25 protein-coding genes are annotated in these 25009 nt (G+C 69.7%); 15 read left to right on the forward strand and 10 right to left on the reverse strand.

Going from position 1 to position 25009, the window contains the following annotated elements:
* Nucleotides 1-11 precede the first annotated feature (11 nt).
* From ACIHFD_RS40840 to ACIHFD_RS40860, 5 genes are read left to right on the forward strand one after another with little or no spacing between them, the layout of a single operon-like run.
* Entirely contained in the window at nucleotides 12-1496 is a 1485-nt protein-coding gene (locus ACIHFD_RS40840; protein WP_397371486.1) for a sugar ABC transporter ATP-binding protein, read from the forward strand.
* Complete coding sequence (locus tag ACIHFD_RS40845) at nucleotides 1496-2509, forward strand: ABC transporter permease (RefSeq protein ID WP_397371487.1); 1014 nt, start codon at nucleotides 1496-1498, stop codon at nucleotides 2507-2509. Before ACIHFD_RS40840 ends, ACIHFD_RS40845 begins: the two co-directional genes overlap by 1 nt.
* Complete coding sequence (locus tag ACIHFD_RS40850; protein ID WP_397371488.1) at nucleotides 2506-3558, forward strand: ABC transporter substrate-binding protein; 1053 nt, start codon at nucleotides 2506-2508, stop codon at nucleotides 3556-3558. Before ACIHFD_RS40845 ends, ACIHFD_RS40850 begins: the two co-directional genes overlap by 4 nt.
* A gap of 11 nt (nucleotides 3559-3569) precedes the next feature.
* The gene (locus ACIHFD_RS40855) at nucleotides 3570-4727 is read left to right on the forward strand and encodes a Gfo/Idh/MocA family oxidoreductase (protein ID WP_350729355.1); all 1158 of its coding nucleotides are present in this window, start codon (nucleotides 3570-3572) and stop codon (nucleotides 4725-4727) included.
* Between the two features lie 3 nt (nucleotides 4728-4730).
* A complete protein-coding gene (locus ACIHFD_RS40860) occupies nucleotides 4731-5732 on the forward strand; it encodes a sugar phosphate isomerase/epimerase family protein (RefSeq protein WP_350729357.1) in 1002 nt (333 codons plus the stop codon).
* 441 nt (nucleotides 5733-6173) lie between these two features.
* On the opposite strand, the gene ACIHFD_RS40865 is transcribed toward ACIHFD_RS40860, so the two are convergent.
* Together ACIHFD_RS40865 and ACIHFD_RS40870 are read right to left on the reverse strand one after the other, a co-directional pair.
* Complete coding sequence (locus ACIHFD_RS40865) at nucleotides 6174-7637, reverse strand: S41 family peptidase (protein ID WP_397371489.1); 1464 nt, start codon at nucleotides 7635-7637, stop codon at nucleotides 6174-6176.
* 55 nt (nucleotides 7638-7692) lie between these two features.
* Nucleotides 7693-8793, reverse strand: coding sequence for a serine hydrolase domain-containing protein (locus ACIHFD_RS40870; protein WP_397371490.1), 1101 nt, complete (start codon nucleotides 8791-8793; stop codon nucleotides 7693-7695).
* A 119-nt stretch (nucleotides 8794-8912) separates the two neighbouring features.
* Here ACIHFD_RS40870 and ACIHFD_RS40875 point away from each other — a divergent pair, with 119 nt between their 5' ends.
* The 4 genes from ACIHFD_RS40875 to ACIHFD_RS40890 all read left to right on the forward strand — a co-directional run bounded on the left by ACIHFD_RS40875 (nucleotide 8913) and on the right by ACIHFD_RS40890 (nucleotide 12631).
* Nucleotides 8913-9569, forward strand: a complete 657-nt coding sequence (locus tag ACIHFD_RS40875; protein WP_363976538.1) for a response regulator transcription factor — start codon at nucleotides 8913-8915, stop codon at nucleotides 9567-9569.
* Nucleotides 9566-10708, forward strand: coding sequence for a sensor histidine kinase (locus ACIHFD_RS40880; RefSeq protein WP_397371491.1), 1143 nt, complete (start codon nucleotides 9566-9568; stop codon nucleotides 10706-10708). The genes ACIHFD_RS40875 and ACIHFD_RS40880 overlap by 4 nt, the downstream gene beginning before the upstream one ends.
* 64 nt (nucleotides 10709-10772) lie before the next feature.
* Nucleotides 10773-12026 (forward strand): cytochrome P450, encoded by a 1254-nt coding sequence (locus ACIHFD_RS40885; RefSeq protein ID WP_397371492.1) that lies wholly within the window; start codon nucleotides 10773-10775, stop codon nucleotides 12024-12026.
* A 20-nt stretch (nucleotides 12027-12046) separates the two neighbouring features.
* The gene (locus ACIHFD_RS40890) at nucleotides 12047-12631 is read left to right on the forward strand and encodes a TetR/AcrR family transcriptional regulator (RefSeq protein WP_350729362.1); all 585 of its coding nucleotides are present in this window, start codon (nucleotides 12047-12049) and stop codon (nucleotides 12629-12631) included.
* Nucleotides 12632-12670: 39 nt separating this feature from the next.
* Here the strand turns inward: ACIHFD_RS40890 and ACIHFD_RS40895 are convergent, their stop codons facing one another.
* Genes ACIHFD_RS40895 through ACIHFD_RS40905 form a run of 3 tightly spaced genes read right to left on the reverse strand, consistent with a single transcriptional unit; the run spans nucleotide 12671 to nucleotide 14432 of the window.
* Complete coding sequence (locus ACIHFD_RS40895) at nucleotides 12671-13759, reverse strand: Zn-dependent alcohol dehydrogenase (protein WP_397371493.1); 1089 nt, start codon at nucleotides 13757-13759, stop codon at nucleotides 12671-12673.
* 32 nt (nucleotides 13760-13791) lie between these two features.
* Nucleotides 13792-13983: a ferredoxin gene (locus ACIHFD_RS40900; RefSeq protein ID WP_350729366.1), complete on the reverse strand. Its 192-nt coding sequence runs from the start codon at nucleotides 13981-13983 to the stop codon at nucleotides 13792-13794.
* A complete protein-coding gene (locus ACIHFD_RS40905; protein WP_355205206.1) occupies nucleotides 13980-14432 on the reverse strand; it encodes a pyridoxamine 5'-phosphate oxidase family protein in 453 nt (150 codons plus the stop codon). Before ACIHFD_RS40905 ends, ACIHFD_RS40900 begins: the two co-directional genes overlap by 4 nt.
* A gap of 85 nt (nucleotides 14433-14517) precedes the next feature.
* On the opposite strand from ACIHFD_RS40905, the gene ACIHFD_RS40910 reads away from it, so the two are divergent.
* Nucleotides 14518-15147, forward strand: a complete 630-nt coding sequence (locus ACIHFD_RS40910) for a class I SAM-dependent methyltransferase (protein WP_397371549.1) — start codon at nucleotides 14518-14520, stop codon at nucleotides 15145-15147.
* On the opposite strand, the gene ACIHFD_RS40915 is transcribed toward ACIHFD_RS40910, so the two are convergent.
* The 4 genes from ACIHFD_RS40915 to ACIHFD_RS40930 all read right to left on the reverse strand — a co-directional run bounded on the left by ACIHFD_RS40915 (nucleotide 15148) and on the right by ACIHFD_RS40930 (nucleotide 19292).
* On the reverse strand, nucleotides 15148-16143 hold the full coding sequence (locus ACIHFD_RS40915) for a DUF1702 family protein (protein ID WP_397371494.1): 996 nt from the start codon (nucleotides 16141-16143) through the stop codon (nucleotides 15148-15150).
* A gap of 123 nt (nucleotides 16144-16266) precedes the next feature.
* Nucleotides 16267-17322 (reverse strand): prenyltransferase, encoded by a 1056-nt coding sequence (locus ACIHFD_RS40920; protein WP_397371495.1) that lies wholly within the window; start codon nucleotides 17320-17322, stop codon nucleotides 16267-16269.
* Nucleotides 17319-18029: a class I SAM-dependent methyltransferase gene (locus tag ACIHFD_RS40925; RefSeq protein WP_397371496.1), complete on the reverse strand. Its 711-nt coding sequence runs from the start codon at nucleotides 18027-18029 to the stop codon at nucleotides 17319-17321. The genes ACIHFD_RS40920 and ACIHFD_RS40925 overlap by 4 nt, the downstream gene beginning before the upstream one ends.
* Before the next feature lie 3 nt (nucleotides 18030-18032).
* Nucleotides 18033-19292 (reverse strand): glycosyltransferase family 4 protein, encoded by a 1260-nt coding sequence (locus ACIHFD_RS40930; RefSeq protein WP_350729375.1) that lies wholly within the window; start codon nucleotides 19290-19292, stop codon nucleotides 18033-18035.
* A gap of 255 nt (nucleotides 19293-19547) precedes the next feature.
* On the opposite strand from ACIHFD_RS40930, the gene ACIHFD_RS40935 reads away from it, so the two are divergent.
* Complete coding sequence (locus ACIHFD_RS40935) at nucleotides 19548-20570, forward strand: GDP-mannose 4,6-dehydratase (protein ID WP_397371497.1); 1023 nt, start codon at nucleotides 19548-19550, stop codon at nucleotides 20568-20570.
* A 3-nt stretch (nucleotides 20571-20573) separates the two neighbouring features.
* On the opposite strand, the gene ACIHFD_RS40940 is transcribed toward ACIHFD_RS40935, so the two are convergent.
* The gene (locus ACIHFD_RS40940; protein WP_397371498.1) at nucleotides 20574-21407 is read right to left on the reverse strand and encodes an AraC family transcriptional regulator; all 834 of its coding nucleotides are present in this window, start codon (nucleotides 21405-21407) and stop codon (nucleotides 20574-20576) included.
* A 61-nt stretch (nucleotides 21408-21468) separates the two neighbouring features.
* On the opposite strand from ACIHFD_RS40940, the gene ACIHFD_RS40945 reads away from it, so the two are divergent.
* The 4 genes from ACIHFD_RS40945 (at nucleotide 21469) to ACIHFD_RS40960 (ending at nucleotide 24524) form a co-directional block, all read left to right on the forward strand.
* The gene (locus tag ACIHFD_RS40945; protein WP_397371499.1) at nucleotides 21469-22176 is read left to right on the forward strand and encodes a helix-turn-helix domain-containing protein; all 708 of its coding nucleotides are present in this window, start codon (nucleotides 21469-21471) and stop codon (nucleotides 22174-22176) included.
* An 80-nt stretch (nucleotides 22177-22256) separates the two neighbouring features.
* A complete protein-coding gene (locus tag ACIHFD_RS40950; protein WP_397371500.1) occupies nucleotides 22257-23090 on the forward strand; it encodes an SRPBCC domain-containing protein in 834 nt (277 codons plus the stop codon).
* A 56-nt stretch (nucleotides 23091-23146) separates the two neighbouring features.
* Nucleotides 23147-23557 carry a DUF2000 family protein gene (locus ACIHFD_RS40955; protein WP_397371501.1) on the forward strand — a complete coding sequence of 137 codons (411 nt, stop codon included), beginning with the start codon at nucleotides 23147-23149 and terminating at the stop codon, nucleotides 23555-23557.
* 226 nt (nucleotides 23558-23783) lie between these two features.
* The gene (locus ACIHFD_RS40960; RefSeq protein WP_397371502.1) at nucleotides 23784-24524 is read left to right on the forward strand and encodes a class I SAM-dependent methyltransferase; all 741 of its coding nucleotides are present in this window, start codon (nucleotides 23784-23786) and stop codon (nucleotides 24522-24524) included.
* Nucleotides 24525-25009 lie beyond the last annotated feature (485 nt).

Genomic DNA, 25009 nt, shown 5'->3' on the forward strand with positions numbered 1-25009 from the left:
GACCTTCCCCGATGCTGGTCATGAAGGGCATCGTCAAGCAGTTCCCCGGCGTGCGCGCGCTGGACGGAGTCGACCTGGACGTACGGGCGGGCGAGGTGCACTGCCTGCTCGGCCAGAACGGCGCCGGCAAGTCCACCCTGATCAAGGTGCTGGCCGGAGCGCACCAGCCGGACGAGGGCACGATCCTGTTCAACGAGCAGGAAGTGCGCCCGAGCAGCCCCATCGACGCCATCAGGCTCGGTTTCGCCACGATCTACCAGGAGCTCGACCTGGTCGACGGGCTCAGCGTGGCCGAGAACATCTTCCTCGGCCACGAGCACGCCCGCTTCGGCTTCGTCAACCGGGCGGCCGCCAGGCGCGCCGCCCGCGAGGTGCTCGAACGGCTCGGCCACGGGGAGATCCGCGCCTCGGCCGAGGTGGGGCGGCTGTCGCCGGCGGCCAAGCAGGTCGTGTCCATGGCCAGGGCGCTCTCCCACGACGCTCGCCTGATCATCATGGACGAGCCCTCCGCCGCCCTCGCCCACGACGAGGTCGCGAATCTCTTCCGCATCATCCGCGAGCTGACCGCCCAAGGCGTGGCCGTGGTCTACATCTCGCACCGCCTGGAGGAGATCCGCGAGATCGGCGACCGGGTCACCGTGCTGAAGGACGGCCGCACGGTCGCCGTCGGCCTGCCCGCGCGGGACACCCCCACCGGGGAGATCGTCTCGCTCATGACCGGCAGGAACGTCGAGTACGTCTTCCCGCCCCGGGCGGGCCGCTCGCCGGGCGAGGAGGTGCTCAAGGTCGAGAACCTGTCCTCGCCGGGCGTCTTCTCGGGCGTGTCCTTCTCCGTCCGGGCGGGCGAGATCGTCGGGCTGGCCGGGCTCGTCGGCTCGGGCCGCTCGGAGATCCTGGAGGCCGTGTACGGCGCCCGCCCCGCCTCGGGCCGCGTCCTGCTCGCCGGAACTCCCATGCGCCGCAGCGTCGTCGGCACCGTCAAACGCGGCATGGGCCTGGCCCCGGAGGAACGCAAGGCCCAAGCCCTCCTCCTCGACCAGAGCGTCACCGCCAACATCACGCTGGGCACTCTGCCGGGGTTCGCCAGGTTCGGCTGGATCGACCGCAAGCGGGAGCGGGCCGAGGCCAAGCGCCTGTCGGAAATGTTGGACATCAGGCCACCCGATCCCGAACGCCCGATCCGGACCCTGTCCGGCGGCAACCAGCAGAAGGCCGTGCTCGCCCGCTGGCTGCTCGGCGGCCGCAAGCTGCTCCTGCTCGACGAACCGACCAGAGGCGTGGACGTGGGCGCCAGGGCCGAGCTGTACGCGGTGATCCGCAACCTGGCCGAGCAGGGGATCGGCGTGCTGCTGGTCTCCAGCGAGGTGCCCGAGGTGCTCGGCCTGGCCGACCGGGTGCTCGTGTTACGCGAGGGCACGGTCATCCACGAGGGCGACGCCGAGGGCCTGGACGAGCACCGCGTACTCGACATGATCATGAATGGGAGGGCGGCGTGATGAGCGAGCCCACAACGGACCGGCCGCTCGCGGGAGTGGGGTCGCCCCCGTCGCCGGGCGGCTTCCGCGCCAGTTTCGGAGAAATGCGACATCTCGGGCTGTTGGCGGCGCTGGCGCTGCTGATCGTCGTCGGCCTCGTCACCAGGCCCGAGAACTTCGCCACCACCTCCAACCTCGTCAGCATCCTCTCCCTGGCCGCCACGATCGGCGTGATCACGGTCGGGGCCACGTTCGTGATCATCGGCGGCGGCATCGACCTGTCGGTCGGCGCGGTCATGGCGCTGGCCTCGGTCTGGGCCACGACGCTGGCCACGCAGTCGTACGGGCCGGTGGTGATGGCGATCTGCGCCATCGCCGTCGGGACCGGGGCGGGGCTGGTCAACGGGTTACTCATCGCCTACGGGCGACTGGTGCCGTTCATCGCGACGCTGGCCATGCTCGTCGCCGCCCGAGGGCTGGCGCAGCGCATGTCCGACCGCAAGACGCAGCTCATCCAGTCCGACAACTCCGCCATCGTGGACCTGTCGACCACGCGCCTGCTCGGCATCCCGCTGCTGGTCTACATCTTCGCCCTGGTCGTGGTGCTCGGGTGGATCGTGCTCAACCGCACGACGTTCGGGCGGCGGACGTACGCGGTCGGGGGCAACCCCGAGGCGGCCAGGCTCGCCGGGATCGACGTGCGCAGGCACACGGTGCTGCTCTACGCCCTGTCGGGGCTCTGCTGCGGCATCGCCGCGATCCTCATCATGGCGCGTACGACGACGGGCTCGTCCACCCACGGCGACCTGTACGAGCTCGACGCCATCGCCGCCGTGATCATCGGCGGCACGCTCCTCACCGGGGGCCGGGGCACGATCGTGGGCTCGATCCTGGGCCTGCTGATCTTCACCCTCATCACGAACCTGTTCATTCTCAACGGGCTCAACACCAGCGACCAGCTGATCGCCAAGGGCCTGATCATTGTCGTCGCCGTCCTTCTCCAGCGGCGGAACTTGAAGGAGAGAGCACCATGAGTGAGAACGTCGCGCGCAGGGGATTCCTCGTCGGCGGAGCCGTACTCTTAGCGACGGGCTGCACCAGCAACGAGCCCGCGGCATCGACCGGCAACTCGGCCTCAGCGCCCGCGCCCGCCCCGGCGGCCAGCGGCAACGACCAGCCGGGCGACAAGGTCACGATCGGGTTCTCGGCGCCCGCCGCCGACCACGGCTGGATCGCGGCCATCGCCAAGAACGCCGAGAGTGCCGCGAAGCAGTACACGGACGTCGACTTCAAGCCCGTCGAGCCGACGAACGACATCAACCAGCAGATCTCCGCGGTCGAGTCGCTCATCGCGGCCAAGGTGAGCGCGCTGGTCATCCTGCCCAACGACGGCCAGCAGCTGAACCAGGTCGCGCTCCAGGCGACCCAGGCGGGGATCCCGGTCATCAACCTCGACCGCGTCTTCCCCGACAAGCTGGCCTACCGGACCTGGATCGGCGGCGACAACTACGGCATGGGCGTCGCGGCCGGGCACTACATCGGCAAGCAGCTCAAGGACAAGGGCGTCGCCAACCCCGTCATCGTCGAGATCCAGGGCATCGCCACGCTGCCGCTGACGCAGGACCGCAGCAAGGGCTTCGCCGACGCGCTGAAGACGTACGGGTTCAGCGTCACGGCCAAGCAGGACGCCAAGTTCACGGTCGAGACCGGCAACCAGGTGGCCACGTCGCTGCTCCAGGCGCACAAGAAGATCGACGCGCTCTGGAACCACGACGACGACCAGGGCGTCGGCGTGCTGGCCGCGATCAAGGAGGCCAACCGGAACGAGTTCATCATGGTCGGCGGCGCCGGGTCGCTGAACGCGATGAAGGAGATCCAGTCGGGCACCTCGGTGCTGAAGGCCACGGTCACCTACAGTCCGACGATGGCCTCCTCGGCGATCAAAATCGCACGTCTGATCGCGCAGGGGAAGGGCATGAGTGATCTGGTGGAGAACCAGGTTCCGCAGTCCATCACGCTCGCATCCGAGACCATTACCAAGGACAACGTCGAGAAGTACCTGGCGCTCGGCTTCGAATCCTGATCGGGGGTTGCATGTCAGACAAGACCACCATCGGCGTGGGCATGATCGGCTACGCCTTTATGGGCCGCGTCCACTCCCAGGCCTGGCGCAGCGTCTCGGCCTTCTTCGACCTGCCTTTGGTGCCTCGCATGGCGGTGCTCGGCGGCAGGTCGAAGGAGAGCACCGAGGCGGCCGCCGCACAGCTCGGCTGGGCCGACGTCGAGACGGACTGGCGAGAGCTGATCAAGCGCGACGACGTGCAGATCGTCGACATCTGCACGCCCGGTGACTCGCACGCCGAGATCGCCATCGCCGCGCTGCAGGCGGGCAAGCACGTGATCTGCGAGAAACCGCTCGCCAACACCGTCGAAGAGGCCGAGGCCATGGTCCGGGCCGCGCAGGCGGCGCCGTCCTCGGTCAAGAGCATGGTGGCCTTCAACTACCGGCGGGTGCCCGCGATCGCGCTCGCCCGCCGGTACGTCGAGGAGGGCCGGATCGGCGAGGTCAGGCACGTACGGGCCGCGTACCTGCAGGACTGGATCGTCGACCCGGAGTTCCCGCTGGTCTGGCGACTGCAGAAGGACAAGGCGGGCGCGGGCGCGCTGGGCGACATCGGCTCGCACATCGTGGACGCGGCCCAGTTCATCACCGGGCAGCAGCTGGTGGGCGTCTCCGCGCTGACGGAGACGTTCATCAAGGAACGCCCCGTCGCCGCGGCGTCCGCGGGCCTGGAGGCCACCGGCACCGGCGACATGGGCCAGGTGACCGTGGACGACGCGGCCCTGTTCATCGGCCGGCTCTCGGGCGGAGGGCTGGCCTCGTTCGAGGCCACCCGCTTCGCCTTCGGCCGCAAGAACGCGATGCGCATCGAGATCAACGGCTCGCTCGGCAGCCTGGCGTTCGACTTCGAGGCCATGAACGAGCTGTGGTTCAGCTCCGGAGGCGGCGGTTTCGAGCGGATCCTGGTCACCGAACCCGACCACCCCTACGTGGGCGCCTGGTGGCCGCCCGGGCACGGGCTCGGCTACGAGCACACCTTCACCCACGAGATCAACGACTTCCTGGAGGCGATCGCCACCGGAGCCGACCCCACGCCGTCGTTCGCCGACGGGCTGCGGGTGCAGCGGGTGCTGGAGGCGGTCGAGCGTAGCGCGGCTGAGGGCAGCCGCTACATGAACGTGGAGGACTGACACATGCGACCTGTCACCCTGTTCACAGGGCAGTGGGCCGACCTGCCGTTCGAGGAGGTGTGCAGGCTGGCCGCCGAATGGGGCTACGACGGCCTGGAGATCGCCTGCTCGGGCGACCACTTCGACGTGGCCCAGGCCGTGGCGGACCCGTCGTACGTGGAGCAGAAGCACGCCCAGCTCGACAAGCACGGCCTCAAGGTCTGGACCATCTCCAACCACCTCGTCGGCCAGGCGGTGTGCGACCTCATCGACGAGCGCCACAAGTCCATCCTCCCCGCCCGCATCTGGGGCTCCGGCGACCCCGAGTCGGTCCGCCAGGCGGCGGCGGAGGACATGAAGAACACGGCCCGCGCGGCCGCCCTGCTGGGCGTGGACACGGTGGTCGGCTTCACCGGGTCGTCGATCTGGCACACGGTCGCCATGTTCCCGCCGGTGCCGGCGTCGATGGTGGACGCCGGGTACCAGGACTTCGCCGACCGCTGGAACCCGATCCTCGATGTCTTCGACGAGGTCGGGGTGCGCTTCGCGCACGAGGTCCACCCGAGTGAGATCGCGTACGACTACTACACCACCGCGCGGACCCTGGAGGCGATCGGCCACCGCCCCGCCTTCGGCCTGAACTGGGACCCGTCCCACATGGTCTGGCAGGACCTGGACCCGGTCGGGTTCATCCTGGACTTCAAGGACCGCATCTACCACGTCGACTGCAAGGACACGCGCATGCGCGTGGGCGACGGCCGCAAGGGCCGCCTGTCCTCGCACCTGCCGTGGGCCGACATGCGCCGCGGCTGGGACTTCGTCTCGACGGGGCGGGGCGACGTGCCCTGGGAGGACTGCTTCCGGGCGCTGAACTCGATCGGGTACGAAGGGCCCATTTCGATCGAGTGGGAGGACGCGGGGATGGACCGGCTGGATGGGGCTCGGGAGGCGCTCGGCTACATCCGCAAGCTCAACTCCATCACCCCACCGGCCACCGCCTTCGACGCCGCCTTCTCCACGACGTAAGGCCTTTTGCGAGGGGGGCGCTGCACGCCTCGGAGCTCCAGACAGCGCCTCCCAAGGAGGGCTTCGCCCCCCTTTCGAACCCCCCGAAAGCCCCGCTCGCCGGCGCCCACCCGTTGCCCGGTTACCGGCTTGGCCTGCTGGAGCCCGCCCCGAGCGGTCCTCGCTGTCGCTCGGGCTGTGTCTGACGGGTTCGAGGCTCCGCCCCAAGCCCGAGGCGAGGGGCTCCCGCCCCTCGCGCACTCCATGCGCTGGGCCGAGGGCGAAGCCGTCCTTTGACTGACCTCGGATGCCGTGCGGGAAGACCACTTATCCTTTCACCGCGACCGCGGCGATGAAAGGATACGGATTATCCTGCAGGCCAGGGCGGGGCCGGTGCGGGGTCGTCAGCGTACGGTCCGGCTCGGTTGCGGTTCGCCGGTTATCGAGCGGCCGGGCGTGCTTCTACCGGGCGGCGGAAAGTAGGGACAGGGCCTTGGCCATCGCCGGGTCGTGGCCCTCGCGCAGGTCCTTCGCGGTCAGCGGCAGGTAGTGGTCGGGTGCCACGCCGATGCCGTTGATCAGTTCACGGTTGGCGCCAACCTGGTAGGCCGCGGGCAGCGACAGGGTGCTCCCGTCGTCCAGCGCGAACATACGGGCGGATCCCGACACCATGCCCGACGTGCGCGCCCCGATCAGCGGCCCCACCTTGAGGTCTTTGATCGCGAGGGAGAAGGCGTCGCAGGCCGAGGCGCAGATGCCGTCGATGAGCACGGCCAGGGGCAGGCCGAGCAGCGGGACCGCGTCGTCGGTGCGGTTGGGCGTGCACGTGTCGTCCGGGGCGCAGTCGTAACTGTGCACCTTGCCGTGTACGAAGCTGCTGAGCAGCTTGACGACCTCGGCGGGCGAGCCGCCGTTGGTGCCGCGCAGGTCGAGGATGAGGCCACGTGGTTTCTTGTCCGCACGCAGTTCGGCGATGGCGGCCAGGGCCTGGTCCGCGGTGCCGGGCTGGAAGTTGGCGAGCTTGATCGCTGCCACGTCGCCGTCAAGCAGGCGGGCCGTGACGGGCCGCGTCGTGGGAGTGAACACTTTCGGCCGCAGTGTCGTCTTCCTGACGCGGCCGGTGGAGGGGTCGCGCAGCGCCAGCCGCACCGGGTCCGGCCGGTCGCCGGAGTATTCCGGGTTGAGCAGGTTCATGGCGCCGCTGGACAGGACGCCGTCCACGAAGACGGGCGCGCCGTTGACGGATTGCACGATCTCGCCCGGCCGGATACGAGCGGCGGCGGCCGGGCCGCCCTGGACGGTGTTGACGAACAACGGAGCCACCGCCTTCTGCGGTGCCCGGTAGGTGATCGAATAGCCGGGCGAGGTGGTGAAGCCGAGGCCATAGACGTCGCCCGGCTTACCGGGTAGTTGCGCTCGGCGGCGCCACTGCGAGTGATTGTCGTGCAGGCTGCCCACCATGCCCTTGATCGTCGCCCCGGCCACGGCTTGCCGCAGCGCGGCGTCGTCCGGCAGATCGGCCACGACCCGCTCGTACACGGCCGCGAATGCCACCAGGTCGGTCGTGGGGTTCCCGGTCAGCGGCGGCATGGTGGCGTCGGGCCGGTCGGCGCCGCGGCGGTTGAGCTCTTCCGTGAGCCCGGCGAACCCGGCCGCGAGCACCGCCCGGTGGTCGAGCCGCTCGCGGCCGTAGAAGCCGGTGAAGATGCAGTCGTATGCCTGCTTGATGGTGCTCAGGCCAGTGGCGAGGGGCTGGTCCGGCGGCTTGGAGTCGCACGTGGCCGCCCCAGTCCGCAGGATGGCCTCGGTCCGCGCGGCTGCCTCGCTTCGCGGGGCTGACTCGGGCCGAACGGTGGCCGCGGCGCCGGATGTGGCCAGCGTCAGGATGCCGGTGCAGGCCAGCGCGGTCAGGAGGGAACGCTTCACGCTGAGAGGTCTCCTTCACTCATGGGCGGATGTCGCGGTCGACGGACGGCTCCGGCTATTGGCCGGGGCACAGCACGGCTTCCGCGGCCTTGTTGATGGCGTCACCGACGGCCATGGCCTGCTCGTTATCGATCTTCAGCGTGGCGGCCACCGCGAACTGGAGCCGGCCGTCGGTCGAGGAGAAGGTGATGGAGTTGATCCCGGGCATGCCGCCCGCGGCCGACGCGACCGTTCCGCCGCACAGGCTGGGTCGCGGCCGCGGCAGCTGTCGTTGCAGGTCCGCAGGCAGCAGCCGGCCCTGGTTGAGCGCGCGGTAGAAGGCGCTGACGTCGTGCGCGGTGGAGATCGCTCCTTCGGCGCCGATGGTGGCGTTGAGCCGGTCGACGTCGCGTGGCAGGCCCTTGGCGTCGGGGTGGTAGCCGTGTCCGTGCGGGCCCTTGATCTGGTCGGAAACCTTGGTGGCCAGATAGGTGCGGTTCATGCCGAGCGGGGTGACCAGGCGCCGCTCGAACTCGCCGGCCCGATCATGGCCGGTCAGCCTCTCGATGATCATGCCGAGGAGGACGTAGTTGGTGGTGGAGTAGCGGTACTCTCCCGGCTCGCCTTTGCGAGGCACGGTACGTGCGGCCTTCACCAGGTCGATCGGCTTGTAGGCGGTGGTGAAGTCGAAGACGTCGAACTTCCCGCTTTCGATGAAGTCGGGGATGCCCGAGGTGTGCCGGATCAGCTGCTGCACAGTGATCTCCGCGGCCCGATCCACATAGTCGTGCTCGGCCATCTCGGGCAGGACGTCACTGAGCTTGTCGTCCAGGCCGAGTTTGCCTTCCCCGACCAGTTGCAGGATGACCGTGGCCTCCATGAGCTTGGTCTGGGACGCGATGCGGTATCGGGAACCCGGGGGGATGCGCCCGCCCTTGCCGTCGATCAGGCGTGAACCCGCCGTCCCCCGGCCCACCCGCTTGCCGTCGAGGTACACCTCTCCGATGGCGCCCACCACGCCGTCGGTCTTCGCCACGTCCTTCATCGCCTGCTGGACGTCTCCCAGCGTGACCTGGTCGGCGGCGGCCGCGGGTCCTTGGACGCTCAACGCCAGCACTGCGCAGGCCACCCCGGCGGCCACTGCTGAGATCCTCTTGCTCCGATGCTTGGTCGTCATGGTCGATCACCCTTTCCTGGCGGGACTTCGAGGGTGATCACATCTACCGGCCGGCGCCGATCGGCAGCCGATCGGCGGCCCATATGCCTTCCATATGCGGGCGTTGCCATACTGCCCGGATGCGCGTGCTCCTGGTCGAAGACGAGCAACCCCTCGCCGGGTACATCGAAGCCGGGCTGCGCAAGCACGGTTTCACCGTCGACGTCGCCCTCGACGGCCGGAGTGCTCTGGACAAGTGCGAGATCACGCCGTACGACGTGGTGGTCCTGGACCGGGACCTGCCCGTCGTGCACGGCGATGTGGTGTGCCGCCGTCTCGCCCAGCAGGGGGTGTCGCGGGTGCTGATGCTGACCGCTTCCGACGCCGTGGAGGACCGGGTCGGGGGGCTGATGCTGGGCGCGGACGACTACCTGGGCAAGCCGTTCGCGTTCTCCGAGCTGGTCGCGCGGGTCCACGCCCTGGTACGGCGCAGCGCACCGGCCCGCCCGCCGGTGCTGCGTGCCGCCGGCGTGGCCCTGGATCCGGCCCGGCGCAGCGCCGAGCGGGACGGGCGGTTGCTGCGCCTGACGCCCAAGGAGTTCGGCGTGCTGGAGCGGCTACTGGCCGCCGGCGGTGCCGTGGTCAGCGCGGAAACCCTGCTGGACAAGGTGTGGGACGAGCATGCGGACCCGTTCACCAACGCGGTCCGGATCACCGTCGGCACGCTGCGCCGCAAGCTCGGCGACCCGCCGCTGATCGAGACCGTCACCGGCGCCGGCTACCGGATCGGTTCGTGAGGCTGACCGCCCGGGCCCGGCTCGCTCTGCTGCAGACCGCCCTGGCGCTGGTCGCGGGCGCCGCTCTGACCGGGTTGACCTATCTGCTGATGCGGCGCCGCGCGATCTTCACCCACCTGGACCCGGTCGGCAATCCCTCGCCGGACACGTCGCCGCAGGACGGGCTGCGCGTTCTGGCCGACCGGGTGCAGGCCGACACCCTGTCCGCGCTGTTGCCCCAGGCCGGTCTGGCGCTCGTCGTGGTGACCGGTCTGGCCGCCGTGCTCGGCTGGCTGGTGGCCGGTCGGGTGCTGCGGCCGATCCGCGTGATCTCCTCCACCGCCCGGCGGCTGTCGGCCGAGAACCTCACCGAGCGGGTCCCGGTCACCGCCCCTGCCGACGAGCTGTCGGCGTTGGCGGGCACGATCAACGGGATGCTGGACCGCATCCAGCGCGGCGTCGCCGAGCGGGACCGGATCCTGGACAGCCAGCGGCTGTTCACCGCCAACGCCGCCCACGAGCTGCGTACGCCGCTGACCACGGCGCGCACGGCGATCGACGTCACCCTGGACGGAAAGCCCAGCCGTGCCGAGCTGCTCGCGATGGCCGGCGACGTACGCGGCGCGGTCGAGCACATGCAGCGCGTCCTGGACGGGCTGCTGCTGCTGGCGCGTAGCCAGGCCGGGCTGGCAGCGCGCCAACCGGTCGACCTGGCCGCCGTCGCGGCCGCCGCCCTCGACGCCGCCGCGGCGCGGGCGGCTGCCGCCGGCGTCGCCGTGCGATCCGAGCTTCGGCCCGCACCCGTCAGCGGCGAACCGGTCCTGCTGGAACGGATGATCGGCAACCTGGTCGACAACGCGGTCCGCTACAACCGGGCAGGTGGGCGGGTGGTCGTCGACACGGGTACGGCGGGTGGGCGCGCCGTCCTGCGGATCTCCAACACCGGCCGCGAGATCCCGTCCGGCAAGGCGGAGACGCTGCTGGAACCGTTCGTGCGCGGGCTGGGAACCCGCGTCCGTACCGACGGCCTGGGGCTGGGGCTGTCGATCGTGCGCGCGGTCACACTCGCCCACCGGGGACGGGTCGCGCTCGCCGCCCGGGCCGGCGGCGGCCTCGACGTCACCATCGACCTTCCGGGAGAGCCCGGCTGTCGTCGTTGACATATTGACCTTAGGTCATTATTAATGACCTAAGGTCAATAGTGTGCGACTTCAAGGAGCCCAGATGTCCATGGCAACCGACAGCGAGACCTCGTCCGGTCTGCACCTGGTCGGCAAGCTGCTCGACCCCGCGTCGAGGCCCGACCCGTATCCGATCTACGCCGAGTTCCGCGCTCGCGGCCCGGTGTGGATCGAGGAGATGTCCTCGTTAGTGGTGACGGGCTACCGCGACTGCGAGACGCTGCTGCGCGACCCGCGGCTCAGCGCCGAGCGGTGGCGGTTCTTCCAGCCCGATGGGGCAGCAGACCCATACCCCGCGGACGCTCCCGCCTCGGTCCGGCGGCCGTGGTTCCTCTCCCTGGATCCTCCGGACCACACCCGGCTGCGGCGTCTGGTCAGCAGCGCGTTCACCGCCCGTACCGTCGCACGGATGGAGGACTCCGTCACGCGGCTGGTCGACGAGTGCCTCGACCGCGCGGCCGAGGGGAAGACGTTCGACGTGATGTCCGGCCTCGCCTACTCGCTGCCGGTGACCGTCATCTGCCGGATGCTCGGCGTGCCGCAGGCCGACGAGCGGCTGTTCCACGGGTGGACCGCCCAGCTCACCCGGCTGCTCGACGGGTTCGGCAATCCTGGCGACGGGAACGACGAGTGGGCGGGTGGCATGGCCGACATGCACCGGTACGTCAACGACCTCGTCGCCGAACGGCGCCGGAGCCCGCGCCGGGACGACCTGATCTCCGAGCTGATCGCCGCGCAGGAGGGCGGCGACGCGCTCAGCCATGACGAGCTGGTCTCCACGATCGTGCTGCTGCTGGTGGCGGGACACGAGACGACGGTCAACCTGATCGCCAACGGCGTGCTCGCCCTGCTGCGGCACCCCGGCCACCTCGCCGCCCTGCGCGCCGATCCCGGTACGGCGTCCGCGGTCGTCGAGGAGACCCTGCGCTACGACCCGCCCGTCCAGCTCACCGCCCGGGTCGCCAAGGAGGACATGAGCGTCGGGAAGGCGAAGGTGCCCGCGGGCAGCCTGGTCATCCTGCTGCTGGCCGCGGCCCATCGGGACCCGGAGGCGAATCCGGACCCGGACCGGTTCGACCCGGCCCGCGAGCAGGTGCGGCATCTGGGCTTCGGCTTCGGTCCGCACTTCTGCCTCGGCTCGCCGCTGGCCCGCCTCGAAGGCCGGGTGGCGCTGGCCGCGTTCGCCCGGCGCGTACGGGAGCCCGCGCTGGTCGCCGACCCGCCGCCGTACCGGGAGCACATCAACCTTCGCGGCGTCAGCGAGCTCCTCATCTCCCACGCAGGGGTGATGACATGACGGTCGGCTAACCTGATGCGATGGTGACCTCCAGGAGCCGGCGCCGCCTTTCCCCCGAGGCCAGGCGCGGCGAACTCATCGACGCCGCCATCCGGCTCCTGGACTCCGGGCAGGACGTGACCAACTGGGTCCAGGCCGTCACCGCCGAAGCCGACGCCGCCAAGGGCACCTTCTACGTCTACTTCTCCTCCTGGGAGGAGATGGTCACCGCGGTACGGGACCGCGTGCTCCGGGACTACGTGGACCGCTTCCACCGGCTCGCCGAATCCACCGAGCCGATCGACTGGTGGGCCACCCTCGACGCCGAATGCGCGGCGGCCGTCGAGTCCATCGCCCGGCCCGGCGGGCTCCACGCCGCGGTCTTCCACTCCAACCCCGCGCCCGAAGGGGGGCCGGACATCATCGCCGCCATCGCCAAGGCGCTGCGGCGGGCCATGGACGACGGCGCGTTCCGCCAGGTCGACCCGCATGTCGCGGCCACGCTCCTGTTCACCGTCCTGCACAGCGCCGCGGACGCGATCGCCGCCGGGGAGCGGCCGCAGGTCTGGCTGGAGGCCGTGAGCGACCTCAATCGCCACTGGCTCGCGCCGGCGCCGACGCAGTAGAAGGGGCCACCGCGGCGGCCCCTTCTCCTCGGAACAGAGTCAGTCCATGACGACGATCTGGCGGAGGACCTCGCCGCCCCGCAACGCCGCCACCGCGTCGTTCAGGTCCGACAGGCGGATGCGGGCGCTGATCATCGACTCCAGGTCCAGCTTGCCGGCCTTGTGGAGCTTGGCGAAGTAGGGGAAGGCATGGCGCACGTCCGCCTCGCCGTACAGGCTGGACAGCAGGTTCTTGCCCTCGAACAGCAGGCTGAACGCCGAGATCGACACCATGTCGTCCACCGCGCCCGCCCCGACCACGATGACGTCGCCGCCCTGCCGGGTGATCTGCCAGGCGCTCTGGATGGTGGCCGCCTTGCCGACCACCTCGAAGCCGTAGTCGAAGCCGGCGCCGGCGGTGAGCTCGTTCAGGGTGTCGGGGACCTGCTCGGGGGTGACGGCGTGGGTGGCGCCGACCTTCTTGGCCAGCTCGTGCTTGGACTCCAGCGGGTCGATCGCGAGGATCATGCGGGCGCCGGAGAGGCGGGCGCCCTGGATGACCGACAGGCCGACGCCGCCGCAGCCGATCACCGCGACCGTGGAGCCGGGGCGGACCTTCGCGGTGTTGATCGCGGCGCCCACGCCGGTCGTGATGCCGCAGCCGATCAGGGCCGCCGCCTCCCACGACACGTCCTCGTCGATCTTGATCGCGCCCTGCCACGGAACGACGATCTCCTCGGCCCAGGTGCCGCACCCGGCCATCCCGTACGCCGTCGCCCCGTCGCCGCCGAACCGGAAGTTGCCCTTGCTGAACGCCTCGACCACGTACTTGATGCACAGGTACGGCTGGCCGCCCAGGCACAGGTCGCACTCCTGGCAGCCGGGCCGCCAGTTGATGACCACGTGGTCGCCCGGCTTGAGCGAGGCGACGTGCTCGCCCACCTCGACCACCTCGCCCGCGCCCTCGTGCCCGAGCACCAGCGGCACGGGCTGCGGCAGTACGCCGGTCATGGCCGACAGGTCCGAGTGGCAGACGCCCGTCGCCTTGATCCGTACGCGTACGTCCGCCGGCCCGACGGGGGCCAGGGTGACGTCGTCGCGGATGTCCAGCTTGTCGTTGCCTACGGCGTGCAGGATCGCGGCGCGCATGGGGTTCCTCCTCCGGCTGGTGCCTAGCGGGGCTATTCCTCTAGGGAAAGGGCGGCTTTGGGGCAGGACCGGACGGCGTGGCGGACACGGTCCTGCATCTCGGGGGGCGGTTCTGGCAGCAGGACGTGGAGCTGGTCGTCGTCGTCCACCTCGAACACCTCCGGCGCGAGCCCCATGCACACGGCGTTGGCCTCGCAGACCAGCTCGTCCACCTTGACTCTCATGCGAGCCTCCTGTGATCCCATGAGACCACTTTGGTGTACTCCACGACGTACGCAACTCGCTTCTGCCCGGTCTGCTCCACATACGGGCGCAGCAGTTCGTCCGGTACGCCCGGAGTCATCCGGCGGGCGACCGTCATCCCGATGTCCATGACGCGGTCGCGGTCGTCCACCCGCTCGGCGTTCCCGTACACCAGGACGCCTTGGAGCTCGGCGTAGTCGTCGCCTGTCTCGATCAGGCAGCTCACCCGGGAGTCGCGGGCAAGATTGCGGGCTTTCTGGGCTTTCGCGTAGGTCCAGAAGGTGATGCGTCCCTTGTCGAGCCCATAGAACATCGTCACCAGATGGGGTGTGCCGTCCGCGTTGATGGTGGCCAGCTGCAGCTTGCGCGAGCTCTCCAGGAAGGCGGTGACGTCGTCGTCCGACATGGTGATGCGAGCGCGCTGATTCACGTTGTAAGTAGAACAGGTTTCAGAACGGCGCTGCAAGGGTCCCCTGGAATGTTATTCGGTTCGGCTAGGCTGCATCCCCATGACGATGCCGTCAGAGCTGCTCTACGCAGCGAAGCACGCCAAGGGATTCATGCCGCACAACGAGGGGCTGGCCCTGTACGAGGCCGCCTGCCAGTACGGGAAGCTGGGCCCCGTCTGCGAGATCGGCACATACTGCGGGAAGTCGGCCGTCTATCTCGGCGCGGCGGCCAGGCAGGCCGGGTCGGTGGTCGTCACTGTCGACCACCACCGGGGCTCCGAGGAGATCCAGCCAGGGTGGGCCCACCACGACCCGACGCTGGTGGACCCCCGGTTCGGCAAGATGGACTCGCTGCCGACGTTCAGGGCCACGATCGCGGCCGCGGGGCTCGAGGACGAGGTGATCGCGATCGTCGGCCGGTCGGAGCAGGTCGCCGCTCTCTGGAGGACGCCTCTGGGGATGTTGTTCATCGACGGCGGGCACTCCGAGGATCCGGTGACCCGCGACTACGAGGGCTGGGCGCCGCACGTCATGGAGGGCGGAGCGCTGGTCTTCCACGACATCTACCCCGATCCCGCCGACGGCGGGCAGGCGCCGTACCGGGTCTACCAGCGGGCTCTGCGGTCGGGCGCCTTCAGCGAGGTGTCGGTGGAGGGCTCGCTCCGCGTGCTGGAGCGCGTCGGCCCCGGAATCTAGTCAGCAGCGGTGGCGCTGGCTCCAGGACCGGCGGGTCTGGGACTGCCAGCGCTGGAAGTCCTCGTGCGTGTGCGCCTCGTGCCCGAGCGCGAGGAGCGCCTGGTCCGTCCACGAGGCGGCCGCCTCGGGTTCGGCCCCGGCCAGGATCGGCACGGCCTGCGCCGTGTGGTCCGGCAGCGTCCCCGACCGCAGCCGGGCGGCGACGGCGAACGCGCACCCCTGGGCCAGCTGGGCGCGGAACCCGTCGGCCCCGGCGTGCTCGGTCAGCCACCACAGCTCGTCGGAGTCGGCCCCGCCCGTGTACGTCGCCGCGAACCCGATCCCGCTCCACAGGTCGCCCCGACGTCCCGCCGGATATCCACCGATCCTGGCGGCGATGTCGTCGGGCGAGGCGCTGTCGTGGTACCAGAGCAGCCGCCCCAGCCCCTGGTCGAACACCGCGCAGTGCGCCCTGGTCAGCAGGTCGGGCATCGTGCGCTCGCCCACCATGCGGTCGGCCCTGGCCAGGCTCCACTGGAACCCGAACCCGTCCACGGCCAGCCAGCGCAGCAGCGGATGCGCGCGCCGCGCCCCCCACAGGGGTCGCAGCCGCAGCAGGGCGTAGCCGCGACCGGCGCCGACGTAGGCGGCGTGGCGATGATGCTGGGCGGGGCCGGTGAGTAGCTCGTGAAGGCGCCGGCCCCGCGTCAGCGTGAGCAGGTCGAGCACGGTGCAGGCGGCGGCCGCCCCTTCGTAGCCGAAGGGCCGCTGCTCAGCCGATATTTCCTCGACCTTCTCAATCTCCCGGGACATCACCGCGTTGAAGCCGAAAACGTATGCACTTTCGGCATCGGTGAAGACCGCTCGGGAAGCTCCTCCTCTGAGCCGGAATCGTCGCCGGCCCAGATCGGACTCCAGAGGATCCTTGACCAGGAACCTCCGCAGCCCCCTCGCCCGGGACAGTGTCGGCTCGGTCCTGACCTGATCCAAGAACGAAGTTGTGCCCGTGTCGCCCACGCTTCCCCCGAAGACGCCTCGTACGAGTCACTCAGAAGCTAGTAAGCCCATTGCGTCGATCATCGGCGGCGCACCGGATTTCGGCGGCAAAGAACCCGCAAAAGCGCTTGTGCGGGGGTGAGGTCAGAGGTCGTCGCGGCGTACCAGGCCCGTGCCGGCGGCGCAGCCGCAGGTCTCCGGGTCGGACACCGACGTCCCCACGATGTCCCTGAACAGGCCGGACCCCGGCGTCAGCGCCAGCAGCGCGTCGGCGGCGAGCACGACGGCGGCGGCCGTGTACCCGGATCGTTCGTGGGGGAAGTGCTTGAGGTTCGCGAACTGCCAGCCCGTCCAGTACGAGCCGTCCTCGTGCCGCAGATGCTGCACGTCCGTGAACAGCGTGACCGCCCGCCCCCGGTCTCCCAGCGCGTCGAGCGCCAGCACCAGCTCGCACGTCTCCGCCCCCGTCACCCACGGCTGGTCGGACACGCACCTGATCCCGAGCCCGGGCACCACGAACGTGGCCCACTCGCGCTCCAGCAGCTCGAACGCCTGCTGCCCGCGCACCGCGCCGCCGAGCACCGGGTAGTACCAGTCCATGGAGAAGCGGCTCTTGTCCGCGAACGCCTCGGGATGCGCCGCCAGCACGTGCGCCAGCCGGTCGGCGGCCAGCTCCCAGTGCGGCTGGGGGTCGCCCAGGTGGTCCGCGAGCAGCACGCCGCAGCGCAGCCCCTGGTGGATGGAGGAGCACCCGGTGAGCAGCGCGAGCGTCGAGGCGACGCCGTGCGCGTCGCGCTCCCAGACGATCTCGCCCCGCTCGGTCTGCAGACCCGCCACATAGTCGAGCGCGGCCTTGACCATGGGCCAGCGTTCCTCGGTGAACGCCTGGTCGCCGGTCACGAGGTGGTGGTGCCAGAGCCCGGCGGCGACGTAGGCGGCGTGGTTGCTCTCGCCGCCCTGCTCCGTGGGCACGCCGTCGGCCAGCTTCATCGGCCAGGAGCCGTCGGGGCGCTGGTGGCGGGCCAGCCACGCGTAGCCGCGCCGTACCGGCTCGACGAGCCCCGCGACGGACATGGCCATCAGGCACTCGACGTGGTTCCAGGCGTCCACGTGGCCTTCCGGCCACGGCACGCCGCCGTCGTCCTGCTGGATCGCCGCGATGCTCTCGCCCGTCCGCACGACCTCCGCGTGGGAGATCATGGCTTCCTGACGTAGAGGACCACGCTCTTGCCGATGATCGGGTTGAGCACGGCTTCGGCGATCCTGGTGGCGGCCGGGCGCTTCATGATGTCCCAGACCAGCAGCTCGTGGTACGCCTTGGCGAGCGGGTGGTCGTCGTTGCCGACGCCGACGGCGCACTTGATCCACCAGTACGGCGCGTGCAGGCCGTGGGCGTGGTGGTGGGGGCCGATCTCGAACCCGATGGACTTCAGCTTGGCCGACAGCTCAGCCAACGTATAAATCCGGACATGTCCCCCGGGGGCCGTGTGGTAGGCCTCATCCAGCGCCCAGCAGATCCGTTCGGGCAGGAAGCTCGGCACGGTGACGGCCGCCGTACCGCCCGGCTTGAGCACGCGGAAGAGCTCGCGCATGGCCGCCATGTCGTCCGGGATGTGCTCCAGCACCTCGGCCGCGATGATCCGGTCGAAGCTGCCGTCCTCGAACGGCATGTCCAGCGCCGTACCCTGGACGATCTGCCCGCTCGCCCCCGGCGGCACCTCGCCCGCCTTGTCCATCGCCGCGAACATGGCCGCCACGCCGTCCAGCTCCGCCTGGTCCATGTCGAACGCGATCACGTCCGCTCCCCGGCGCAGCGCCTCGAAGGCGTGCCTGCCGCCGCCGCAGCCCAGGTCGAGCAGGCGCACGCCGGGGCCGACGGGAAGCCGGGCGAAGTCGACGGTCAGCACTGGTCAGCCTCTCCTCTTGTGGTTCTCCATGGCCTCGAGGTACGCCTCGACGGTCTTCTTGGCCACGACGTGCCAGGTGTAGCGCTCCATGACGCGGTCGTATCCGGCCTTGCCCACGCGTTCGCGCTCCTCGGGGGAGTCGTGCAGGCGGCGCAGCACCGCGGCCAGCTCCTCGGGGTCGCCCGGGGCCACCTGGATGGCGGCGTCGCCCACGACCTCGGGCAGCGCCCCCGTACGGCTGGCCACCAGGGGCGTGCCGCAGGCCATGTGCTCGACGGCCGGCAGCGAGAAGCCCTCATAGAGGGAGGGGACGACCGAGATCTCCGAGGTGGCGATCAGCTCGCCCAGCTCGTCGTCGGAGATGCCGTGAACGAAACGCACCCGGTCCTGCAGCGACAGCTCCTGGACGAGCTGCTCGGTCGGGCCGCCGGGGGTGGGGCGGCTGACGACGGTGAGGTGCACGTCGCGCTCGGTGGCCAGCTTCGCGACCGCCCGCAGCAGCGTCGCGACGCCCTTCATGGGCGAGTCCGCGCTGGCCACGGCCACGATCGAGCCCTTGCGCCTGGGCTTGTCCGGGCGCGGGTGGAAGTAGCGGGTGTCGACGCCGAGGGGGATCAGGCGCATGTTCGCCTGGGGGACGTTGAAGTCGCGGTGGATGTCGGCCAGCGACGACTCGCTGACGGTCAGGATCGGGCTCAGCCGGGGTGCGACGCGCGACTGCATCTTCACGAACCCGTACCAGCGGCGCAGGCTCAGCTTCTTCCCGCCGGTGGCGGCCTCGAGCTCGATGCGGCGGTCGACGCTGATCGGGTGGTGGATGGTGCCGACCACGGGGAACATCCGCTGGATGCCCAGCAGGCCGTATCCGAGGGTCTGGTTGTCCTGCACGACGTCGAAGTCGCCGATGCGCTTCTTCAGCTCGCGGTAGGCCCGCAGCGTGAACGTCAGCGGCTCGGGGAACCCCGCCGTCCACATCGTCCCGACCTCGAGCCAGTCGATCCAGTCGCGGTATTCGTGCAGCTTGGGCGTTCTGAACGGGTCCTCGTCGCGGTAGAGGTCGAGGCTGGGCACCTCGCGCAGGATGACGCCCTCGTCCAGCTCGGGATAGGGCTGCCCGGAGAACACCTCGACGTGGTGCCCTAAGGCGACCAGCTCGCGGCTGAGGTGGCGAAGATAGACGCCTTGGCCACCACAGGTGGGCTTGCTGCGGTAGGACAACAACGCGACTCGCAGCGTTCGATCCCGCCGGGCTGGCTCTTCCACGACACCCCTTTCTCCGCCGGTAGGGCCCTTGAGATGGGCGTGTACCGTGAAGATGACCTTAGTCCGAGAAGGCTACCATTCGGTAGGTCGGGTGGAATTGTTCACAATTACGGTTAAACGTCGTGCGAACTGCGACGTTGCCGTAACCGAGCGTGGTTCGGTGGAACGGGTTCTAGGTGGGCTGGTGCCCTATCTGGGCGCTTAGCTGTACATTCCGTCCCAGACAGATTGCTATACGCGATAGCAGGAGGACCCTTGGCCAGGCGAGCTCTGATCACCGGCATCACCGGCCAGGACGGTTCTTACTTGGCGGAGCACCTGCTCGAGCAGGGGTACGAGGTGTGGGGCCTGGCCCGGGGGCAGGCGAACCCGCGCGTGTCCAGGATGCGCAAGCTGCTCTCCGACGTGCGGGTGGTGCGGGGGGATCTGCTGGACCAGGGGTCCCTGATCTCGGCGGTGGAACGCGTTCAGCCTGACGAGGTCTACAACCTCGGGGCGATCTCGTTCGTGCCGATGTCGTGGGAGCAGGCGGAGCTCACGGCCGAGGTGACCGGGATGGGCGTGCTGCGCATGCTGGAGGCGATCCGGGTGTGCTCGGGGGCGTCGCGGGGCTCGGGCGCCTCCCGACAGATCCGCTTTTATCAGGCTTCATCCTCTGAGATGTTCGGGCAGGTCAGCGAGACGCCGCAGAACGAGCGGACCGCCTTCCACCCGCGCTCGCCGTACGGGGTGGCCAAGGCGTACGGGCACTTCCTCACGCAGAACTACCGCGAGTCGTACGGCATGTTCGCCGTGTCCGGGATCCTGTTCAACCACGAGTCGCCGCGCCGGGGGGCCGAGTTCGTCACCAGGAAGGTGTCCCTGGGGGTGGCCCGGATCAAGCTGGGGCTGGCCGCCGAGCTGCGGCTGGGGAACCTGGAGGCGCGGCGGGACTGGGGGTTCGCCGGCGACTACGTGAAGGCGATGCACCTGATGCTGCAGGCCGCCAATCCCGAGGACTACGTGATCGGGACGGGGCGGATGAAGTCGGTCAGGGAGCTGGTGGAGGCGGCGTTCACGGCCGCGGGGTTGGACTGGGAGCGGTACGTGGTGACCGACCAGACGCTGCACCGGCCGGCCGAGGTGGACCTGCTGTGCGCGGACCCGAAGAAGGCGCGGGCGCAGCTGGGGTGGGAGCCGAGCGTGTCGTTCGACGAGCTGGTGGCGATGATGGTCGAGTCGGATCTGCGATTGCTCTCCGACGGAGGCGATCCCGACCAGGACAGCTCCTGGCCGTGACGGTCATCGTTCACCTGTGACGGCCTGTCGATAGGTGCCCGGGGTCAGGCCGAAGTAGCGGGTGAACCAGCGGGTCAGGTGGCTCTGGTCGGCGAAGCCCGTCGCGGTGGCCGCCTCGCTGATGGCCGTGCCGCCGGCGATCAGCGTACGTGCCGCTCTGAGCCGTAGCTGCCGCTGGTAGTCGCTGGGGGACAGCCCGTACTCCGCGTGGAAGGCCCGGTAGACCGCGTAGCGGCTGGCGCCCGTGGCCCGCGCCAGGTCGTCGCTCGTGAGATCGTCCCTGAGGCGGTCATGGAGGAGCTGCCTGGCCTGCCGCGCGACCCTCGCCGACCTTCCTGGCCTGCCGTCCGGGTGGATCGGGGTCGTGGCGGCCCGCCGTACGATCGCCGCGACCGTGGCCGTGAGCAGCTCGTCGCGCCGCAGAGCCGTCGCGTCGGAGCCGAGGAGCTCCGCGTGCAGGGAGCGCAGCGCCCCCGCCAGGACGGGATCATCGACCACGGGCGCGGCGAACAGGGGCAGGCCCAGGTGGCGACCCGTCGCGTCGGTCAGGGCGTTCGACACGAGCTCGGGACCGATGTGGACGATCCGGTACGTGAAGCCGTACGCGTTCGTGGCGTGGCCGTCGTGGGGGTCCTCCGGGTTGAACGCCATGACCATGCCCGCCGAGCTCGTGTGGGCCGAGCCGCGGCAGGTGAACGACTGCGCGCCGGTCTCGGTGACCCCGAACGAGTAGGTCTCGTGGCTGTGCCGGTGGTAAACGTGCCGCTCGAAGTGGGCATGCATGGCCTCCACCGGCCGGTCGGGTGACCGCCAGTATCGGGACCAGTCATGCGCCATCCCTCCATTGTCCTCACCGCCATTGACAAACCAAATTTTTACGTAAAGGATTGTTTTTGCGATGAGAGACGTCCTGTACCTGGAAGAGATCGAGCAGGCCGAGGCACTGCTCAAGCCGCAGCGCGTGGAGGTGCTGCGGCAGCTGGCCGAGCCGCGTACGTGCTCGGAGGTCGCCGAACGGCTCGGCCAGACGCCGCAGCGGGTCTACTACCACGTCAAACGGCTGGTCGAGGCGGGCCTGGTGGACCTCGTGTCCGAGCGCAAGGTGCGCGGGATCCACGAGGGCATCTATCAGGCCGGTGCTCGCTCGTACTGGCTGTCGCCCCGGCTGGTGGGCCGGATCGGGCTGCGCAAGGCGCGTGACGAGCTGAGCCTCGGTTACCTGCTGGATCTCATGGAGGAGGTCCAGTCGGACATCGCGGCGCTCGACAGGAGCGCGCCCGAGCTGCCGTCGATCGGGTTGTCGGGGGAGATCCGCGTGCGTCCTGAAGAGCGTCAGGAGTTCCTGAACGATCTGCAGACGATGCTGCAGGGGCTGTTCACGCGGTACGGCGGGGCGGAGGGGGACGCGTTCAAGCTCGCCGTCGCCTGCTACCCGAACGCCGCCGCCGACCCTCCCGCAGACATCCCCGAGCCCGGCACCCCTCCAGCCGCCCCTGCCCCTCCGGCACCCACCGCTCCTCCCGCGTTCGATGCCCCTCCGGCGCCCACGGACGAGACCGGCCCGCATCGGCGGCCGGACGGGGGCGACCGACCACAACCAGCCTGAAGCCGACGCCCGACCGGCGACCGCCCACGCGGATCGGCCACTCACACTCACACTCGCCCTCTCCGAAGGAGAAGATGACGATGACCGAGCCCATGACGCTTCGTGCCCGCATCCAGGCGCCTGTCAAGGACGTGCGCCACGCGCTCACCGACCCGGCCACGCTGCGGATCTGGCTGGCCGAGCACGCCGAGGTGGAGCTGCCCGACCGGTTCGGGTTCTGGGGGCGTACCACGCCTGAGGGGGACGCGCCGCACCAGCGGCTGCTGCACGCGGACGAGCGCACGGTGCGCTTCGCGTGGGTGCTGGACGGCGAGGAGACGACCACCGAGTTGAAGCTGGAGGAGGACGGGGACGCGACGATCCTGACGTTGTCGCAGACGCACTTCGACTTCCAGGACGTCATCACGGGCAAGAGCATCCGGGGCGTGCTCCAGACGTACTGGTGCCTGGCCGTCGCCAACCTGGCCGAGCACCTCGAGGGACGCGAGCTCACACCCAAGATCGACTTCTCCTCCGTGGACCTGCGGGCCCAGGTCACGATCGACGCCTCGCCGTCTCAGGTGTTCGAGTCGCTGATCGACTCCGAGACGGTGACGAAGTGGTTCGGGTACCCGATCGAGATCGAGCCGCACGTGGGCGGGCGCTTCGCGATGGGCGGCCTGGCCAACGACCCCAGCCCGGCCAAGGTGCTGGAGCTGGAGCCCGGCCGCAAGTTCTCCCTGGACTGGGGCACCTCGGGAGTCGGCACGTGGGAGCTGGAGGGCTCCGGCGGGAAGACGCGGCTGACGCTGGTGCAGAGCGGGTTCGACACGGAACGTCCGCCGTACGCGGCGTGGGGCGGGATCCTGTCGGGCGTCGCGGAGCTGCGGCGCTACCACGAGATGCCGGACTGGCGGCCGGTCTTCGTGAGCTGACGCTTCCGCACCAGCGTTCAAGACACGGCGGGGGCGGGAAGTGGAGACTCGTGACCATGCGTTTCGACACCAAGATCGGCATCGTGGTCCGCGCGGATCTGGCCGCATGGCAGAAGCTCAACGTCACCGCCTTCCTGTCCAGCGCGGTGGCGGGCGGGGTGCCGGGGCTCATGGGGGAGCCGTACGAGGACGGGTCCGGCAATTCGTACCTGCCGATGCTCCGCCAGCCCGTGCTCGTCTACACGGCCGACTTGGAGGGCCTCCGGGGCGTCCGGGAGAAGGCGGTGGGCCGGGAGATGGACGTGGCCGTCTACATCGAGGAGATGTTCAAGACGGGACACGACGCGGACAACCGAGCGGCCGTGCGGGCGGTGGAGGCCGATGAACTGGCGCTGGTGGGGGTGGCGATCCATGGGCCGAAGAACGGCGTGGACAAGGTCCTGAAGGGCCTCACCCTGCACCCTTGACCCGCAACCTCCACCGCGCTTTTAGGTTTGGCGTTTATGGCGGCGGAGCCGACGGCAGCCGGTCAGCCGGCAGAGGGGTTCGTTCGACGGCCCTCTCTTCGACCCCGGCCGGGCTTGATCGGTCAGGCCAGTGAAGCGCGCGGATGGCCGGTGCGCTCGTCAAGGTGTCGTTCACTTGGTGAGCGGGCCGGACGCCGCGCATTCGGCTGAAGCGTAAGGTGCGGGCGTGCATCCTGCTGATTTCTACACAGGCATCGTCGCCGAGTTATATGGGCCGCTGAAGTCCGTCGCCCAAGATCCAGAGCCCTACGCGGCGTTTGTCCGAGAGGCTGGTTCCCCGGCTCTGGAGCTGGGGTGTGGGGACGGCGATCCACTGCTCGACCTGCGTCGGCGCGGCCTGGACGTCGAGGGTGTCGACTCCTCGGCGGACATGCTGCAGCGGTGCCGTCGCCGGGCGGAGAAGCAAGGCGTCGATGTCGTCGTCTACCAACAGCGCATGGAGGCGCTCGATCTGCCACGCCGCTACCGCGCGATCTTTCTTGCCGGGCCGACTTTCAACCTGCTCCCCGACGACTCCATCGCTCTGGCTGCCCTCCACCGCATCCGCAACCATCTCGCCGTGGGCGGCACCGCCCTGGTGCCGCTGTTCGTCCCGTCGCCCACACCTGCCGAACGGATCGGCCGAGTGCGCACCGCTACGGCGGACGACGGTGCTGAGTTGCGTGTCTCGGTGGTGTCCGAGGAGCGTAGCGATTCCGCGCGGACGCAGACGACGGTGTTGCGTTACGAGCGGTACTGCGACGGCGAGAGCACCGTCGTGGACCGCCCCTGGATACTGCACTGGTATACCCGCTCGGGATTCGAGAGCCTTGCCGCAGCCGCCGGCCTGATCGCGGTGTCGGTCCTGGAGACGCCAGGCGCCTCCGACCTGCAATTCCAGCTGCAAGCCGCCGACTTCAGAGGGTGACGCCGACGCGCCGGGCGAGTTCTCGCAAGCCGGATAGCTTGCTGTGAGGATCCCGGCGAAGTAGCTCAGTGATGACCTGACGGGCACCGGAGCGCCTTACTTCGGAGGGCGCTATCTTCTCGGCGATCGGCACAGGTTCTGTGCGCTCGGGTTGGGGGAGCGTTGGCCGGTCCTGGTGCTGGTTACGGTCGGGGCGCAACGATCAGAGGCAGCGGCTAACCCGGAAAACGTCAACGATGGGCTACTCACGGCCAACCCGGCCACCACGAAGCAGCGTGGGTCCTAAAACCGCAGGTCAATTCCCTGAACTGTGGAAAACTCAACGTCCTCCACAGAACTCCATTCGGCCGCTCGCCACCAGCCCCGCCATAGCATCCTGTGCGCCATGCACCACCCACACCACCCCACCCACCTCACCGTCACCGACTCCAGCCTCAGAGACCCCAGAGTCACCGATTGCACCGTCACCGACCCCGCTTACCCCA

Source organism: Nonomuraea sp. NPDC051941, from assembly GCF_044593615.1.